The organism is Promicromonospora soli (genome assembly GCF_014653785.1).
Taxonomy (GTDB): domain Bacteria; phylum Actinomycetota; class Actinomycetes; order Actinomycetales; family Cellulomonadaceae; genus Promicromonospora; species Promicromonospora soli.
In genome coordinates this window covers 179,570-195,745 of record NZ_BNAS01000006.1, presented here as the reverse complement: position 1 = coordinate 195,745, position 16,176 = coordinate 179,570, and the positions used below count along the sequence as shown (strand labels likewise).

Sequence of the window (16,176 nt, the reverse complement as noted above, 5' to 3'; positions counted from 1 at the left end):
TGCCGCAGAGGAAGGCACACCGATCGTCAACCACCGCTCCGCGGCGACGCCGGTCGAAGGCTGATCCGTACACACAGGCCGCCCCGGCCCTGACCGCCGCGGTCCGGGCCGGGCGCGTCCCGCAGGGTCACGGAGCCGCCGTCGTCCGTCACCAGCTGCTTGACGATCGCGAGCCCGAGGCCCGAGCCGGAGCGGCCCGTGAGCCCCTGCCCTCGCCAGAACCGGTCGAAGGCGCGGGACTTCTCGGCGTTGGATATGCCGGGGCCCTGGTCGAGGATCTCGAGCACGACCTCGTCAGGGCGCGGCTCGACCCGGACAGTGATCGTGCCGCCGTCCGGGGACACCTCCAGGGCGTTCGACAGCACGTTGTCCAGCACCTGGTCCAGGTGACCGGGGCTGGCCAGCACCTGGACCCGGTCGTCAAGGTGCCCCGCGAGCGCGATCGTGACGCGGCGCTCGTCGGCGGCCGGCTGCCAGACCGCCAGACGATCCTCCAGGATGTCGCGCAGCGGCAGCGACTCGGCCGCGGTCACCTGGGCCTCCGCGCGAGCCAGAACCAGGAGGCCGCTGACGAGGCGGCTCATCCGCACGACCTCCGCGGTGGCCTGCTCCACGTCCTCGGTCACGTACGGGTCGTCGACACCGTCCGCGATGTTGTCCAGGGCCAGGCGCAACGCGGTGAGCGGGGTGCGCAGCTGGTGCGACGCGTCGGCGACGAAGATCCGCTGCGCGGCGATCAGGGTGTCGAGCCGTTCCGCGCCCTGGTTGAGCGTCCTGGCCAGGGTCTGCGTCTCGTGGGGTCCAGTGACCGGCGAGCGAGCGGTGAGGTCGCCGTCGCCGAACCGGCTCGCCATGGCGTTGAGCTGCCGCAACGGACGGGTCAGCCAGCGGGCGGCCAGGGCACCGAGGCCTGCGGCCACCACCAGCACTCCCGCGGCCAAGATCGCCCGGAACCCCCAGATGGTCCAGAACCGGTCGGTGAGCTCCTCGGTCGGGAAGCTGACTCGGACGGCGCCCACTACCCGGCCGTTCCGTTCACCGTCACCCGCTGCGTCGATGGCCGGCTCGACGGCGGGGACGGTGATCACCAGGTGGGGTCCCCAGAACCAGGAGGATCCCCAGTCGGCAGTCGGCCTGCCCTCGCGCAGGGCACTGCTCAGGGCCACGTCCCGGGCGGGTCGGGCCAGGCCCGGCACCCCGCCGCCGTCGGTGTCGACCGCCTCGACCGTGCTGCCCGTCTCGACGGCGTATGCCTCGGCCATCTGCACCAGCGCCGCGCGTGAAGCCTCGTCCCCGCTGCCGAGCAGCAGCGCCATGGTGGTCGCCTCACGCTGCACGGAGGCGTCGGTGTCCCCGCGCAGCTGGCCCGTGAGCGTCACTGCCACCGGGACCGTGAACGCGGCCAGGGCTACCGCGACGAGCAGAACATAGCTGACGATCAGCCGGCGGATCACGACGCCGCGGCCCCGTCATCGACGATCTCCAGGCGGAAGCCGACCCCACGCACCGCCTCGATGATGATCGCCCCCGCCAGCTTGCGCCGCAGCGCCGCCACGTGGACGTCGAGGGTCTTCGTCGGCCCGAACCAGTGCGCGTCCCAGACCGCTTCCATGATCTGCTCACGGGACATCAGTGCGCCCGGCTCCTCGGTGAGGAAGGAGAGCAGGTCGTACTCCTTGGGGGTCAGTGTCACCAGCTCGCCGTCCAGGCGCACCCGGGCCGCGCGGCGATCGATGGTCAACCGGGAACCGTAGCGGTCCGGACTCGGAGAGGCCCCGGTCAGCGGCCCGGACGGCTGGGCGCGGCGCAGCACTGCCCGGATCCGGGCGATGACCTCCCGGACGCCGAAGGGCTTGGTGACGTAGTCGTCGGCGCCGAGCTCCAGGCCGACGACGCGATCGGCCTCGTCGCTCCGGGCGCTGATCACGATGATCGGCACGTCACCGCGCTCGCGCAGCGCCTTGCACACGTCGAGGCCCTCCGCGTCGGGCAGCCCGAGGTCGAGCAGAACGACGTCGTAGGGTTCACGGACGTCCCCGCCATGGCCGCCGACGGCGTCGGCGGCCGCCAGCGCCTCGCGCCCCGTCATGACCCACTCCACCGTGAAGCCGTAACGCAGCAGGCCACGCCGGAGCGTACGGGCGACGGGCTCGTCGTCTTCTACCAGGAGTACGCGCACGCGAGAACCTTACGGTTCAGGCGTGACGGCGGACGACAGCCGGGGATCGGTCGGCGCTGCCCGCTCAAGGCTCTGAGCGGGCAAGATGAGCGGGCCCCGTCGACAGCAGCCGGGCCGGTCGCAAGGTCACGCACGAGCTCACCGCAGCCGGACACGCCCTCCTGGACGCCGGCCTGAACGTCAGCGCGCGAGCGCGGCCAACGTGAACTCCTCCGGGTACGGCGACCGCGCCACGGCCTGCTCCGCGTCGAGCGTCCCGGCGGCGACCTCCCGGCACAGCTCGGCGACCAACGCCAGCTCCGCGCGCTGGTCCCGGACGAAGTCGCGGTCCACCGGGTCGCCGTGGCCGGGCAGGACGATCGGCGCGTCCAGCGCGAGGATGCCGTCCAGCGCGGCCGGCCAGCCCTGTGGGAAGGCATCGCCGAACTGCGGCGGCGCACCGTGCTCTACGAGGTCGCCCGCGAACACCGCCCCCGCGTCCGGGACGTGCACGACCAGGTCGTGGTCGGAGTGCGCGGGCCCGAAGTACCGCAGGTCCACCCGGCGGCCACCGAGGTCCAGCTCCGCGCGGACGTCGACCAGGTGGTCGGGCAGGACCAGTCGCACGGCCGCGATACGGTCGCCGACCTCCACCTCACCGCGTTCGCGATAGCTCCGCGCCCACTTCTCGCGTTGCTGCTCGCCGGTGGCCACCAGGTCGGCGTGGCAGCGCCGGTGCGCCCACACCGCGCAGGGGGCGAAGGCCTCGGTGCCGAAGCTGTGGTCGAAATGGGAGTGGGTCAGCACCACCTGCCACGGCAGCGGCGTCACCTCGCGCACGGCGGCGGCGAGCTCCGCGCCCTGCCCGGGGTCCCCGCCCGTGTCCACGACAAGGCACGACTCGCCGCCCACCACGAGCCCGACCGACAGGTCCAACTCCTGGTACCGCCGCACCAGCACGCCGTCAGCGGCCTCGATCCACCTTCCCATGACCCCGACCCTACGAGGAGAGCAGTACGTCTTCCCTCCCCATGAACGCGCTTCCCCGCGCTGACCTCGGTCACCGGTTCAAGGCGTCCCGCACCGACGGCCAGGATTTCAGGACCCCGAGGACCTCGGCGTTCCGCTCGGTCGCGAGTGCTGCCTCGTAGGATCGCTCGAGCACGTCGTCGATCGCGACCCTCCGCCCCTGCGCCGCGCTCTGGATCGCGGCCTCGACCATCGCGAGGCTCATGACGTTGGCGTGCACACGCCCCATCGGCTCAGTGCCGAAGCGGAGGGCGGCGGTGAACTCGCGCAGCGATCCCGCGATCTCATGCCCTGGGTCTACTTCGGTGTCTGCGACAGCTGTCTGGGGGAAGCTGTCGGGTTCGCCGTCGCCGTCCCAGAGCACGGTGCCCCGTTCGGCGGAGATCCGCCAGGAACCGTTCCACGAGGTCTCGAAGCCACGGCTGCACCACGAGCCGTTGAAGGTGAAGCGGGCGCCGCCCTCCATGGCGAAGACCGCGGTTGCGGCCGCGTCGCCTGCGTACCAGCTCCACGGCGGGTTGTACTCCTCGCAGGACACCGAGACGGGGTCGGCGTCGAGCAGGAACCGGGCCATGTCGAACTGGTGGATCGCCATGTCCAGCAGCAGCGGACTGGCCATCTCGTCGCGGAAGCCGCCGAAGTGCGGGGCCTTGAAGAGCTCAACTGCGACGACGCCGACGGCGCCGAGCGCTGCCACCTGCCGTTTCACCTGGAAGAGCGACCGATGATAGCGACGCGACTGGCTGACCATGAACAGCTCCCCGGTGTGCTCGGCCGCGGCCGCGAGCGAGAGCCCTTCGGCCACACTGGCGGCGACCGGCTTCTCCCCCAGCACCGGAATCCCGGCCAGCAGCGCGGCGGTCGTGACCGAGTGGTGCGCTTCGGGAATGGTGGCGTCGAGGATCGCGTCCGCGCCGGTGCGGCGTGCGAGCTCGACGGCGTCGGCCCCGACCGCGAGACCAGGGATGCCGGTCTCGGCAGCGGCCGACTCAGCCGCTGCCGAGAACAGGTCGGCGATGCCGACGAGTTCGGTGGCGGGGTCGGCCTGGATCGCGCGGGTCCAGGCCCGGCCCATGCCGCCGGCACCGACCACGACCAGGCGCAGGGGCCCTTCGGTCTCGACGGTCCGGAAGGTCATCGCTCGAACGCCCCTGCGTAACCCTGGCCGTTGAAGAAGTCGTCGGTGTCGTAGCGCAGCAGCGTAGGCGTCTCGCGCTCCCGGTCGGGCCGGGCCCATTCGATGCCGTTGGCGATCACGTGGTTCACGTCCCGGTGGTGGTACACGGGAAAGTCCTGGTCGCCGGGGCTGAAGTAGAAGATGCGGCCGAACCCGCGGCGGTAGGTCATGCCGCTGCGGAAGACCTCACCGCCGCTGAAGCCGCTGATGAAGATCAGGTCGTCGGGAGTCGGCACGTCGAAGTACTCGCCGTACATCTCCTGCTCGGGGATGACGATCGGGTTGGGGATGCCGCGGGCGATGGGGTGCTGCGGGTTCACGGTCCACACCAGCTCGCGGTCACGCTCGCTGCGCCAGCGCAGTGTGCAGGTGGTGCCCATGAGCTTCACGAAGATCTTGGACCAGTGTGCGGAGTGGAGCACCACGAGGCCCATGCCGGCGAGGACATGACGGTGGACTCGCTCGACCACCTCGTCAGCGACGTCGCCGTGGGCGGCGTGTCCCCACCAGACGAGCACGTCGGTCTCGTCCAGCACGTCGGAGGTCAGCCCGTGCTCGGGCTCGTCGAGGGTGGTCGAGGCGATGCGGGCTCTGTCCCCGAGCCACTCGCCGACGCCCTTGGCGATCGCGCCGTGCATGCCGTCCGGGTAGCGCTCGGCGACGGACGGCTCGATCTGCTCGTGCCGGTTCTCGCCCCACACGAGGACCCGGATCGGTTCGTTCAACATGTCTACTTCCTCCAGTTTTCTGAACCCTGAGTTGAGGAACGTTGGACGGCTTCAAGCACGGCGGGCTTCGGTGCGCGCGGCCCGTCCGTCGTGCGGCGCGGCCCTGGGCGGACAGCGACGTGGTTGTCCGGAGCGTATCGGGCTGGTCACGACCCCACACCGCGAGGACGCCGGGTTCCGCGGGCCGAGGAGTATCGGGATCCTGAGGTGCCCGGGTCCGTGCTCGGTCAGGATCCTCGGTGAGTACGGTGCCGAGGACCAGCGGCAGGTCGAGGCGGGTCAGACCCGCGAGCTGCGCGGTGATCATCACCGCGGTCAGCGCCGTGGTGGCGAGCGGCCCGAACAGCGCCCAACCGGCCCAGTCCATCGTCATGTCTGGTTGGTGTCATCGAGCGCCGGCCTCCTCACCCGCAGCGGTATTCATCCGGTCTGGCGGCTGAACGAGCTCTTGCCGGAGGCCTCGAAGAGTCGTTCACGACCAGCATGCTCTATACCGGTGTCAATCCTTGAGTAAGGTCCACTGCTGGGTGAAACCGCTTCTAACCTCCGGACGGAGCCGCATGCCCCCCGTGACCCCTCCCCCGCCCACCACGCGCGAGCTCTTCGCCGAACGCCGGCGCCTGCTCGGCCTGCTGCGGCTCGCACCTGGCGCCGCGGCCGTGCTCGCCGGGTGCCTGCTCCTCGTCGCCCTCACCCCGAGCGTCCTCGCCCTCGTCGTCGGCTGGCTCGTCTCGAGCATCGAATCGATCGACGGCGAGGCCGACTGGGGCGCACTGGCCCTGCCGCTCGCCACCGTCTCGGCGATGTTCCTCCTCGAGGAGACGTTCTACGCGTTCGCGAGCCTCGCCCGCACCGCGGCCGGGTCCCGCATCGACCGGGTGCTGCGCCGCGAGATACGGTCGCTGTCGCTGCGGCGGCTCTCGGTGTCCCAGCTGGACGACCCCGCGATCGTCGACGACCTCGCCCGCACCTCCGACCTGGACCAGAAGTGGGTCCGCTCGGCCGGGTCAGGCGCGACCGGGCAGCTGCTCCTGCTGTTCCGGTTCGCCGCCGCCGGGTTCGCCACGATCCTCCTCTCCGTCGTCCTCTCCCCGCTGCTCGCCGTGCCGCTCTTGGTCGTCTGCCTGTGCAACCGCGCGCTGCTGCGCCGCCAGTGGACGGGCCTGGTCGCCGAAGGGGCCGCTCGCGAGCGCTTCCAGCGCCGCGCCGATTACTGGACCGGTCTCGGCCACAGTCCCGAAGGGGCCAAGGACCTGCGCATGTTCGGACTCGGCCAGTGGCTCGTGGCCCGCCGCACCGCGGCCTTCCTCGAGTACGTCGCCCCGCTGCGGCCTGGCCGTCGCCGGGTCACCGTCCAGCAGTGGCCCATCGTCCTCATGACCGCCACCGTCAGCTGCCTCGTGCTCCTCGTCCCCGCCCTCGCGATGCGCGCCGGGACGATCGACGCCTCCGAGCTCGTCACCTGCTTCTTCGCTGGCTGGGGCATCTTCGGGATCCTCTTCATGGGCCACGAGGCCTTCGACATCGAACACGGCAGCGGCTCGCTCAAGGCCCTGGAACGGCTCCGCGCCGCCGCGCCGGAGCCCGAACCCGAAGCGGCCGAGCCCGTCCGCTTCGACGCCGCCGTCCGCTGCGAAGGTGTCGCCTTCGCCTACCCGGGCACCGACCGGCCCGTCATCTCCGGACTCGACCTCGAGATCAAGGCGGGCGAGGTGATCGGGCTGGTCGGCCGCAACGGCGTCGGCAAGACCACCCTCATCCGGCTTCTCTCCGGCCTCTACCGGCCCGACGCCGGGCGGATCACCGTCGACGGCTCCGACCTCGCGGGCCTGCCCGATGCGGCTTGGCACCGCCGGGTCTCCGTGGTGTTCCAGGACTTCGGACGGTTCCCCGCCAGCGTCGCGGACAACATCGCCATCGGCGCGGTCGAGCACGCCGCCGACCGGGAGGGCCTCCTCGAGGCCGCGCGCACGGCGGGCATCGACCGCTGGCTCGACGACCTCCCCGACGGCATCGACACTCTGCTCGGCCGCGAGTTCGAGGACGGCACCGACCTCTCCGGGGGTCAATGGCAGGGCATCGCCATCGCGCGCGGCCTCTTCGCCGCCCGGCACGGGCGCGACCTCCTTGTCTTCGACGAGCCCACCGCGCACCTCGACGCCCACGCCGAAGCGGCCTTCTTCGACCGCGTCACCTCCGCGATCGACGACGCCGCCATCGTCCTCATCTCGCACCGGCTCGGCACCATCCGCCACGCCGACCGCATCGTCATGCTCGGCCCCGAAGGGATCATCGAGCAGGGCGGGCACGACCACCTCATGGCCAGCGGCGGCGAATACGCGCGCCTCTTCTCCCTCCAAGCCTCCCGATTCACGGATCTCGAACCCGACGCCGACTCCGACCCCCGAAAGGCGACGGCATGAACGCGCTGCTGCAGCTGGCCCGCCACACCCTCGCCCTCGCCTGGCGCTCCGACCGCCGCGCCACCATCGCGCTCGGCGCACTCGTCGTCCTCGAGGCATTCGCCGCCGTCGGGTTCGCCTTGTCGCAGCGCTGGATCGTCGACAACGCGGGCACCGGGGCCGTCGTCGCCCTCGTCCTCGCCGCGGCCCTCGGCGGCCTCGCGGCCGCCGTCAACGCCGCCGGCAACCGCATCGTGAACCTCCTCCAGGAGAACCTCGCCGAGCGCGTCGACCTCACCCTCAACGAAGAGGTCATCGGCATCAGCACCGGCCTACCCACCCTCGAACACCTCGAACGCCCCGAGTTCCACGACCGCGTCTCCCTGCTCGGCAAGAGCACCTACGAGCTCGCGCTCTCCGGGATCGGCCTCGCGCGCGCCGGCTCCGCCGCCGTGAGCGTGGTCCTCAGCGTGATCCTGCTGTCCGGCATCCACATCGCCCTCGGCCTGCTCGTGCTGCTCGCGTTCCCGCCGATCTGGTTGAGCATGATCGCGCAGCGCCACCGCGAAGCTGCCCGACGCCGCGCCGCGGCAGACGAGCGACGCGACGAGCGCCTGCACCGGCTCGCGGTCGAGCCCGAGAGCGCCCAGCAGATCCGTGTCATGGCCGCCGCGGGCGCCATCGACGCCTGGGCCGACGAGTCCCGCGCCCGGCACCTGCGCGTCCGCGACCGCGGACTCCTGGCCGCCACCGGTTGGGAGCTCATCGGCTGGGCTATCTACACGCTCGGTTTTGCCGCGACCATCGCGCTTGCGATTTCCATGGTCGGCACGGGCGCGGCGACACTCGGCAGCTTCGTTCTCGCGGTGACCCTGGCGACGCGGTTGCGCGGCGAGGTGCGCCGGACCGTCGAGTCGATCAAGCAGGTCGCGCGGGCCGCCACCGCCGCGGAGCACTACGTGTGGCTCAAGGACTACGCCCGGCGCGAGAGGGCTGTGGCCGGCTCCGACCCGGTGACCGGTCCGGTCCGTCGGATCGAGCTGCGCGGTGCGGGCTTCACCTACCCCGGTGGGGCCGAACCGGTCCTGCGAGGCATCGACCTGACGCTGGAGTCCGGGCAGACCGTCGCCCTCGTCGGCCTCAACGGGGCGGGCAAGACCACGCTCGTCAAGCTGCTCACGGGCATGTATGCGCCGACCGAAGGCGAGGTGCTGCTCGACGGGCGCCCGCTCGCGGACTTCGACGCGGCCTCGTGGCGGCGGCGCACCACCGGCGCGTTCCAGGACTCGTTCCGGCTCAAGACCACCGTGTCCGAGGCTGTCGGCGTCGGCGACCTCGACAAGGCGGGCGACGCCGAGCGGATCCGGCTCGCAATCGAGGCGACCGGCGTGCACGCGTTCGTCGACCGGCTCCCGGAAGGGACGGAGACGCTGCTCGACCGGTCGATGGGCGGGCACGAGCTCTCGGGCGGGCAGTGGCAGCGCCTGGCGCTGGCCCGGGCGCACATGCGGACGGACTCGAACCTGCAGGTGCTCGACGAGCCGACCGCGGCGCTCGACCCGCAGGCCGAGCACGAGGTGCACGAGCTGTACGCCGAGCGGACCGCGGACGCCGCCGGGCAGATCACCCTCCTGGTGTCCCACCGGTTCTCGACCGTGCGCATGGCCGACCTCATCGTGGTGCTCGACAACGGCGCGATCGTCGAACGCGGCACGCACCGGGACCTCATGGAGTCCGGCGGCGCGTACGCGGCGCTGTACGAGAGCCAGGCGAGCCAGTACCGCTGAGCCAGGGCGTGTCTCCCAACCCTCGAGCAGTCCGTTGACGTGCATCGACACCGATTACTAGCCTCCAGGTAGTCGGTGATGCACTCAACGGCGCACGCCGGCTCCTTGGCCCCGAACAAAGGAGTTCCGCCATGCGCACCCCGATCTCCCGCCGCACCGTGCTCGTCTCCGGCGCCACCATCGGTGCCTCGGCGCTGCTAGGCGCACCGACCGCGAGCGCCGCCGTCCGCGAGCGCGGCGATGCACTGGTGACGCCGATCGCCGAGGTTCTCGACGGTGGTGAACAGGTGACCTCGCTCGTGCTGTCCTCCCAAAGCCTGAGCCGCGTGGAGCGGTCGTCGCTGACCGGGTCGACGTTCGCGGTGCACGTCACCGCCATCAACCCGCTCACGCGCGAGGTCGCCTACGAGCAGGATCGTCTGGTCACCGGAGCGAGGTGGACAGGCAGCGGCGAGATCATCCTGGAGCTCGAGCACGGCTGGGGGGTCGACGGCGGCGGCACCCTGCAGTACATGGGCGGGTACGGCCGCAACGTGGTCCTGGACCTCGACTACGCGATCACGCAGGTCGAGCCGCTGCGCGGCCGGGGTGCGGGCGGCGCGGTCGTGCTCGACTCCTTCCGCCAGGGCCGGCTGTCCGATCCGGAGGTGGACGCGTTCACCCACCATGTGACCGCATCGGGGCTGAACTTCCGGCTTTTCTCCCCCGCGCACCAAGGCAGTCGTGACGGTGCGGCGCTCGTCGTCTGGCTGCACGGCGGCGGCGAGGGCGGCCTGCGGACCGACGGGTACGACTACTACGACAACGAGACGCAGCTGCGGGCCAATCGGGGCGCGCTCGGATTCGCCACGCCGGAGGCGCAGGACTTGTTCGGCGGCGCCTACGTCCTCGCGCCGCAGGCGACGTCCGCCTGGATGCTCGACGGCGACGGGTTCGCGCCGCTCATCCTGGAGGCGATCATGGAGGTCGCCGCGGCGCACCGGATCGATACGGGCCGGATCCACGTCGTCGGCTGCTCCAACGGCGGATACATGTCACTGAAGATGGTCGCCGAGTACTCCGAGATGTTCGCGAGCTCCGTGCCGATCTGCTGCGGTATCGGTGCCCGCGACGGCTCGGGCAGCTTCTTCATCTCCGACGACGAGCTAACGGCGATGGAGACGCCCACGTGGCTCGTGCACTCGGCCGACGACGCCACCCTGGACGCCGAGGACAACACGGTCTACGCCCATGAGCGGATCGACGGCTCGATCATGAGCCTGTACGACACCGTCACGTGGGACGGGATCACCTACCCCGGGCACTGGTCGTGGATCTACGTCGCCCGCAACGACCCGCACCACCGCGGCAGGAGCATCTGGGAGTGGATGGCGACCACGAAGCGCTGAGCCCTGCCGCGGAGAAACCGCCCACATCCGCGCTCGTCAGCCCGCCGGGTCGAGGCTGGTGGCCCACAGGGAGCGGCCGGCCTGGTCGCGCAGGTCGACGCGGAGCTGTCCGGTGGCACCGTCGACGTTGACCTCGCCGAAGTGCTGGAAGCCTTCCAACGGTGAGGTGTTGGCTCGCGGCGGGGAGCTGACGAACGCCTGCTGCGGCCCGAACGTCGGGTCGAGCCTGTTCGGGCCGAACGCGCCGGCGTGCAACGGGCCGGAGACGAACTCCCAGAACGGGTCGAACCCCTCGAACGCGGCCCGTTCGGGTGAGTAGTGGATCGCCGCGGAGTAGTGCACGTCCGCGGTGAGCCAGACGGTGTTGCGCACCCGCTGCCGGCTGATCTCCTGCAGCACCCACGCCAGCTCTGCCTCGCGGCCGTTGGGCACGCCGGGCAGGCCGTTGGCGACGCCCTCGATCTTGTCGCCGTCGGGCACGATGATGCCGAGCGGCATGTCCGAGGCGATGACCTTCCAGGTCGCACGGGAGCGGGCGAGCGAGTCCACCAGCCAGCGTGCCTGGCGGGCGCCGAGGATCCGTTCCGACGTGGTGCCGGTCGAGTTCGGGTCGCGGTAGCTGCGCATGTCGATCACGAAGACGTCGAGCAGCGGCCCATGGGACACCTTGCGGTACACGCGGCCGTCGACGGCGTCCTGCTGCCGCACCGGCTGCCACTCGTGGAACGCCTGGAATGCCCGGGCGGCGAGCACGTCGGCGCGCTGCTCGGTGTAGCGGACGTCGTTCAGGATCTCGCCCGGGTACCAGTTGTTCGTGACCTCGTGGTCGTCCCACTGCACGAGCTGCGGGACCTTCGCGGCGAAGCGGCGGACGTTCTCGTCGAGCAGGTTGTAGGCGAACTGCCCGCGGTACTCGGCCAGCGTCTCGGCCACCTTGGACTTCTCCGGGGTGACGATGTTGCGCCACACCCGGCCGTCCGGCAGCGTCACCGTCTCCTGGAGGGGCCCGTCCGCGTACACGGTGTCGCCGCTGTGCAGGAAGAAGTCCGGGTTGCGGGCCGCCATCGCGTCGTAGATCGTCATGCCACCGATGTCAGGGTTGATTCCCCAGCCCTGGCCGACGACGTCACCCGACCACACGAATCGCACGTCCCGGCGATCCCGCGGAACGGTACGGAACTGTCCGGTCAGCGCCTGGCTGTCGGCCCGGCCCTCCAAGTCCTGCGCGACGACGCGATAGTGCACCTCCTGCCCGGCCGGCAGGCCGGTCAGGCGCAGCTCGCCGGTGCCGTCCGTCTCCGGGGTCAGCAGCGGGCCACGGATCCGCGTCGCGCGACGGAAGTCCGGATCGCGGGAGATCTCGACGAACATCTGCGACGGCCGGTCGGCCCTGGTCCACACCACGGCACCGTCGGTGCGCGGGTCGCCGAGCTGCACGCCGTGGGTCAGGATCGGGCGACCGGACCTGGCGAAGGCCGGTGCGGTCGGAAGGAGCAGTCCGGCGGCAGCCAGCCCGGTGGCACCGAGCAGGGTGCGCCGGTTGAGTTCGAGCCTAGGATTCATGTGCTCGTTTCTAGCCCGGCCACGAGACACCCGGATGACCGCATCCCGAAGCCCGGGTGAAGCGGCGGTGGCCAGCGCCGACTCCGGCCATCGGGATCGAGCCTGCTCAGCGTCGTCCGGCGTCGAAACGGCGCGTGACGGCGAAGGCGCGGTCACCGCACCCGACGGCAGCGCTCTACCTCGCGAGGCCGCCGGGCGGGCGCGGCGCGACGTCGCCCGTCCTGGCCCGGACGAGCGCGAGCACGGTGTCGGTGGTGCGCTCCAGGTGGCTGCGGCCGTCGGGCAGGGTGGCCGTCGGGCTGATGTAGCTGCGCGGCCCCACGTGGGTGGCCGGGTCGAGGCGGTGCACAGTGACCTTTCCCGCGTCGACGGCGCGGTTCCACGCGCTGCGCCGGAACAGCCGCCAGCGCTGCGGGAAGATCCACGAGCTGACCCGCTCGATCCGGTCGCCGGCGCTGGTGAGCACGTGCACGTGCTCGGCGTGGGTGAGGTCGTTCGCGCCGTTGTGGAACCCGCCGATGTCGATCAGCAGGAGCGGGGCGCGGAGCTGGGCGTGCAGCTCCTCGACCGCGCCGGTGGCGACCTGCGCGCCGCCGCTGTAGCTGAGCAGCACCACCGGGAGGCCGCCGTCGGGCAGATACCCGGCATGCCGGAGCTGGTCTGCGATCTGGGCGCCCACGGCCCGGTTGTACAGCGGGCGGTAGCGGCCGTCGGCCGCGACGAAGGTCTGCATCGCGTTGTGCAGGAAGAGCAGGAGCCCGACGTGATGGCGGAGCCACTCCCACACGGGCCGGTCCACCAGCGGCGCGGCCAGCGGGGAGTAGGGCTGCACCTGGCCCAGCACCCGCAGGTCCGGCGCGCCGTCGAGCACGGCCTTGACGAGCTGGCCGCCGTCGCGGGTGTCCGTGAAGCGGCGCTTCCCGATGCCGTCCAGGTAGACCAGGTACGCGCTCGGCGGACGGTCCGGCTCGGCGCCCCGGGCGTAGGGCATGCCGTCCGGGAGCTCGGGGGTTGGCTTGCGCCAGCCGGCCGTGTAGACCATCACCTCGTACCGGGCGAGCAGGCCCTCGGCGAGCAGGATCGGGCCGAGCACGAGGACGAGCAGCAGGAGCACGCTCATGCCGGCACCTCCAGGGCGACTCCGGCGGTGATTCTCGCGACCAGGCGCCGGAACAGGTCGACGACGGCCGCCAGCCCGAGCCCGGCTCCGGCCACGCAGGCCGCGGCGGGCCACCACGCCAGTCCCGTCGTCGTGGCGAGGGGGGCCACCAGGCTCGCCCCGACCCCCAGGATGAGCAGCGCGTGCAGCAGCGGCCCGATCAGCGGGAAGGCGATGACGGCGGCGAGGACCAGCGGGGCGACGAGAACGGGGGTCCAGGCCAGCGCGGTGCCCGGGGCGCCCGCGATGTGCTCGGCCAGGGCCGACGCCGCCAGGGGCCAGAGCGCGAAGACCGCGCAGTCGACGACGGCACCGGTCAGGAGGAGCCCGAAGACCAGGGGCTGCGGTACGCCGACCCGCGACACGGCGGCGCGGCGGGCGAGCAGGGGCAGGATCCGCCCAGCGGACTCGGAGAGCCCGGCAAGCAGCAGCAGGACGATCACCGCTGGCGACATCATCAACGCTCCTGCCTCGCTTCTTCCGGTACGTCGCCTCCGGCCGTGCGCAGGTACTGCTCCAGCTCGTCGACGGCACGCTGGTAGCCCCCCGCCTCGCGCTGCGCGGCCTGCATGGCGGCCGCCGCGACCCGGAACTGCGGCTCGTCGAGCAGGCGCCGGGCCAGGGCGGCCACGGACTGGTCGGTGACGTCCTCGGTGCGGATCGTCAGCCCGGCGCCGAGCTCGACGACGCGCCCGGCCACCAGCGGCTGGTCGGCCCCCTGCGGGACCACGAGCATCGGGACCGCGGCGTGCATCGCCTCGTTGACGCTGTTCATGCCGCCGTGAGTGACGAACAGCGCAGCGCGGGCTAGCACCTCGGTCTGGGGCACGAAGCGGCGGGCGACCACATTGGGCGGCAACGGTTCCAGTGCCGCGGGGTCGGTGTGTCCCGTGGAGATGACGGCCGTGCCGGCCAGCGGCGCGAGCGCGGTGGCGAAGGTGCGCAGCAGGCCCGGCTCGGCGTCGAACACGGTGCCCAGCGAGGCGTACAGCACCGGGGTGCGCAGCAGGTGCTCCGGGAACGACGGGTCGAGCAGGCGGGCGCCGATGCTGGGCCCGACGAACCGGTACGTCTCGTCGAAGGCGCCGTCGTCGGGCTGAAACGCACGCGAGGTGAAGACCAGGTTGAGCGGCTGCCGGACGTTGGCCAGGTCGAACAGCGGCACCCCGCGCGTCGCGTATCGACGGGACAATGCCCACCGCGACCGGAGGAAGGACCGGACGTTTCCCGGCCGGGCCGCCGCCTGGGCCAGCAGCTCCCACGACGCCCCGGTGGGGCTCGGGACGGTCCGGTTGAACGCGAACGTGGTGAACGTCGCGGCCGCGGGCACCCCCAGCTCGTGAGCCGCGACCGCGCCCCATGCGCACGCGGCGCCGTGGACGACAAGGTCAGGCCGAACGCGGCGCAGATCGGCCAGCACGCCAGGCAACAGGCCGACGGCGGCCCCGGCGAGCCCGTCCAGCATCGTGACCGGCAGGGGCGGGTCGGGCAGCGGCTGGTCGCCGCCGGGATAGAGAAACACTGTCGCGCCGGTCGCCTCGATCTCCTTCGAGAACGCGGGCGAGGTGTAGTACCTGACGTTGTGGCCCCGGCGGACCAGCTCCGCGACCACGGGCAGCGTCGGGTTGATGTGCCCGTGCAGCGGGATGTTGAGAAACGCGATGGTGCTCATCGGCCCGCCTCCAGCGCCGGCGTCGTCTCGGCGGCGTCCTTGGCCGCGTCGCGCGGAGCGGCGGGCGGTTCGGAGGTGCCGACGGAGCGGTACAGGCCCGGCCCGCTGACGCGCAGCTCGTCGAGAAAGTGCCCTGCCGCGCGGGACGCGGTGTCGATCATCCATCGGGAATGGCGGAAGTCCCACGGCGCCGGCCACTCCGCGATACCGGTCGGCAGGACCACAGTCGGGACCTGCCGTGACACGTCGAGCAGGTCGCGCTCGATCTGCTGGTGCATCATCAGCAGCGCGGCCCTGAACGCCACGGCCTGGGCCCGCAGCGGCGGGCCGGTGGGCAGCAGCGGCCGATTCTCCCGCTCGGTCAGCAGGACCACTATGCTCGCCGCTCCCGCCTGGAGGGCCGCGCGTACCGGGACCTGGGCGACGATCCCGCCGTCGATCAGGGTGCGGCCCTCCCGGAACACCGGGGGCAGGACGCCGGGGATCGCTGAGCTGGCCAGCAGCGCGGACTCGAGGTCGCCGGTACTCATGACGGCCGCGGTGCCGTCGGACAGGTCGGTGGCCACGGCGGCGAACGGGATCTCCAGCTTCTCGATCCGGCGCGGCAGCCCGGCCCGCGCGAGCTGCCGGCGCAGCCCTCGGTTGGCAGCGATGCTGCCCCGCGAGGACAGGTAGCTCAGGGGGAACACCTCGCGGCGGCGCAGGTGGGTCCACACGCGATCCAGCCAGGGCGCCGCCTCGCCGGGGTGGGCGGCCGCGATCGCCCCGTTGATCGCGCCCGCCGACGTTCCGACGATCCGGTCCGGGATGAACCCGCGCTCCTCGAGCGCGTAGCCGAACCCGACGTGCGCCGCCCCGAACACGCCTCCCCCTCCCACCGCCATCGCCACCGGCCGTGGCAGTGTGCTCAGTCCCGGCGAGCTCGTCTCCATTGGTCCGCCCTTTCCGCCACAGCCCTGGAACCTCCAGTTTCCAGACTCGACCGGAGAGGCCCTTGATCTGTGACAACGGCGGTCCCGTAGCGCAGGTACACGGCGCCCTTCGGGCCGGCCGCCGGGGGCTCGAGGAGCCTGCAGCTCGTGGGCACCGCGCGCACCCCTGCCCGGGTATCCT

General features: G+C 71.8%; 13 protein-coding genes. 3 read left to right on the top strand and 10 right to left on the bottom strand.

Annotation, left to right across the window (positions count from 1 at the left end; all coding sequences use genetic code 11):
- Nucleotides 1–26: 26 nt before the first annotated feature.
- The 5 genes from IE250_RS19130 to IE250_RS19110 form a co-directional block, all read right to left on the bottom strand.
- On the bottom strand, nucleotides 27–1,454 hold the full coding sequence (locus IE250_RS19130) for a sensor histidine kinase (RefSeq protein ID WP_189670895.1): 1,428 nt from the start codon (nucleotides 1,452–1,454) through the stop codon (nucleotides 27–29).
- Complete coding sequence (locus tag IE250_RS19125; protein ID WP_189670894.1) at nucleotides 1,451–2,179, bottom strand: response regulator transcription factor; 729 nt, start codon at nucleotides 2,177–2,179, stop codon at nucleotides 1,451–1,453. Before IE250_RS19125 ends, IE250_RS19130 begins: the two co-directional genes overlap by 4 nt.
- Before the next feature lie 180 nt (nucleotides 2,180–2,359).
- On the bottom strand, nucleotides 2,360–3,148 hold the full coding sequence (locus IE250_RS19120; RefSeq protein WP_189670893.1) for an MBL fold metallo-hydrolase: 789 nt from the start codon (nucleotides 3,146–3,148) through the stop codon (nucleotides 2,360–2,362).
- Between the two features lie 70 nt (nucleotides 3,149–3,218).
- The gene (locus IE250_RS19115; protein ID WP_189670892.1) at nucleotides 3,219–4,325 is read right to left on the bottom strand and encodes a Gfo/Idh/MocA family protein; all 1,107 of its coding nucleotides are present in this window, start codon (nucleotides 4,323–4,325) and stop codon (nucleotides 3,219–3,221) included.
- The gene (locus tag IE250_RS19110; protein WP_189670891.1) at nucleotides 4,322–5,092 is read right to left on the bottom strand and encodes a ThuA domain-containing protein; all 771 of its coding nucleotides are present in this window, start codon (nucleotides 5,090–5,092) and stop codon (nucleotides 4,322–4,324) included. The genes IE250_RS19115 and IE250_RS19110 overlap by 4 nt, the downstream gene beginning before the upstream one ends.
- A 560-nt stretch (nucleotides 5,093–5,652) precedes the next feature.
- Between IE250_RS19110 and IE250_RS19105 the strand changes: the two genes are divergently transcribed.
- The 3 genes from IE250_RS19105 to IE250_RS19095 all read left to right on the top strand — a co-directional run bounded on the left by IE250_RS19105 (nucleotide 5,653) and on the right by IE250_RS19095 (nucleotide 10,669).
- Nucleotides 5,653–7,515, top strand: coding sequence for an ABC transporter ATP-binding protein (locus IE250_RS19105; protein ID WP_189670890.1), 1,863 nt, complete (start codon nucleotides 5,653–5,655; stop codon nucleotides 7,513–7,515).
- On the top strand, nucleotides 7,512–9,281 hold the full coding sequence (locus IE250_RS19100; protein ID WP_189670889.1) for an ABC transporter ATP-binding protein: 1,770 nt from the start codon (nucleotides 7,512–7,514) through the stop codon (nucleotides 9,279–9,281). Before IE250_RS19105 ends, IE250_RS19100 begins: the two co-directional genes overlap by 4 nt.
- Nucleotides 9,282–9,412: 131 nt before the next feature.
- Nucleotides 9,413–10,669: a hypothetical protein gene (locus IE250_RS19095; protein ID WP_189670888.1), complete on the top strand. Its 1,257-nt coding sequence runs from the start codon at nucleotides 9,413–9,415 to the stop codon at nucleotides 10,667–10,669.
- 36 nt (nucleotides 10,670–10,705) lie between these two features.
- On the opposite strand, the gene IE250_RS19090 is transcribed toward IE250_RS19095, so the two are convergent.
- The 5 genes from IE250_RS19090 to IE250_RS19070 all read right to left on the bottom strand — a co-directional run bounded on the left by IE250_RS19090 (nucleotide 10,706) and on the right by IE250_RS19070 (nucleotide 15,995).
- Entirely contained in the window at nucleotides 10,706–12,232 is a 1,527-nt protein-coding gene (locus IE250_RS19090; protein ID WP_189670887.1) for an alkaline phosphatase D family protein, read from the bottom strand.
- A gap of 175 nt (nucleotides 12,233–12,407) precedes the next feature.
- On the bottom strand, nucleotides 12,408–13,352 hold the full coding sequence (locus IE250_RS19085; RefSeq protein ID WP_189670886.1) for a hypothetical protein: 945 nt from the start codon (nucleotides 13,350–13,352) through the stop codon (nucleotides 12,408–12,410).
- Nucleotides 13,349–13,849 carry a hypothetical protein gene (locus IE250_RS19080; protein ID WP_229872592.1) on the bottom strand — a complete coding sequence of 167 codons (501 nt, stop codon included), beginning with the start codon at nucleotides 13,847–13,849 and terminating at the stop codon, nucleotides 13,349–13,351. Before IE250_RS19080 ends, IE250_RS19085 begins: the two co-directional genes overlap by 4 nt.
- Nucleotides 13,849–15,063 (bottom strand): macrolide family glycosyltransferase, encoded by a 1,215-nt coding sequence (locus IE250_RS19075; RefSeq protein WP_189670885.1) that lies wholly within the window; start codon nucleotides 15,061–15,063, stop codon nucleotides 13,849–13,851. Before IE250_RS19075 ends, IE250_RS19080 begins: the two co-directional genes overlap by 1 nt.
- Nucleotides 15,060–15,995: a patatin-like phospholipase family protein gene (locus IE250_RS19070; protein ID WP_189670884.1), complete on the bottom strand. Its 936-nt coding sequence runs from the start codon at nucleotides 15,993–15,995 to the stop codon at nucleotides 15,060–15,062. The genes IE250_RS19075 and IE250_RS19070 overlap by 4 nt, the downstream gene beginning before the upstream one ends.
- Between the last annotated feature and the right edge of the window lie 181 nt (nucleotides 15,996–16,176).

What these genes read in the sequence shown, in the direction of transcription:
- IE250_RS19105 (WP_189670890.1), top strand. Translation starts at nt 5,653, where the DNA reads ATGCCCCCCGTGACCCCTCCCCCGCCCACCACGCGCGAGCTCTTCGCC.
- IE250_RS19090 (WP_189670887.1), bottom strand. Translation starts at nt 12,232, where the DNA reads ATGAATCCTAGGCTCGAACTCAACCGGCGCACCCTGCTCGGTGCCACC.
- IE250_RS19110 (WP_189670891.1), bottom strand. Translation starts at nt 5,092, where the DNA reads ATGTTGAACGAACCGATCCGGGTCCTCGTGTGGGGCGAGAACCGGCAC.
- IE250_RS19085 (WP_189670886.1), bottom strand. Translation starts at nt 13,352, where the DNA reads ATGAGCGTGCTCCTGCTGCTCGTCCTCGTGCTCGGCCCGATCCTGCTC.
- IE250_RS19095 (WP_189670888.1), top strand. Translation starts at nt 9,413, where the DNA reads ATGCGCACCCCGATCTCCCGCCGCACCGTGCTCGTCTCCGGCGCCACC.
- IE250_RS19115 (WP_189670892.1), bottom strand. Translation starts at nt 4,325, where the DNA reads ATGACCTTCCGGACCGTCGAGACCGAAGGGCCCCTGCGCCTGGTCGTG.
- IE250_RS19070 (WP_189670884.1), bottom strand. Translation starts at nt 15,995, where the DNA reads ATGGAGACGAGCTCGCCGGGACTGAGCACACTGCCACGGCCGGTGGCG.
- IE250_RS19100 (WP_189670889.1), top strand. Translation starts at nt 7,512, where the DNA reads ATGAACGCGCTGCTGCAGCTGGCCCGCCACACCCTCGCCCTCGCCTGG.
- IE250_RS19075 (WP_189670885.1), bottom strand. Translation starts at nt 15,063, where the DNA reads ATGAGCACCATCGCGTTTCTCAACATCCCGCTGCACGGGCACATCAAC.
- IE250_RS19120 (WP_189670893.1), bottom strand. Translation starts at nt 3,148, where the DNA reads ATGGGAAGGTGGATCGAGGCCGCTGACGGCGTGCTGGTGCGGCGGTAC.
- IE250_RS19080 (WP_229872592.1), bottom strand. Translation starts at nt 13,849, where the DNA reads ATGATGTCGCCAGCGGTGATCGTCCTGCTGCTGCTTGCCGGGCTCTCC.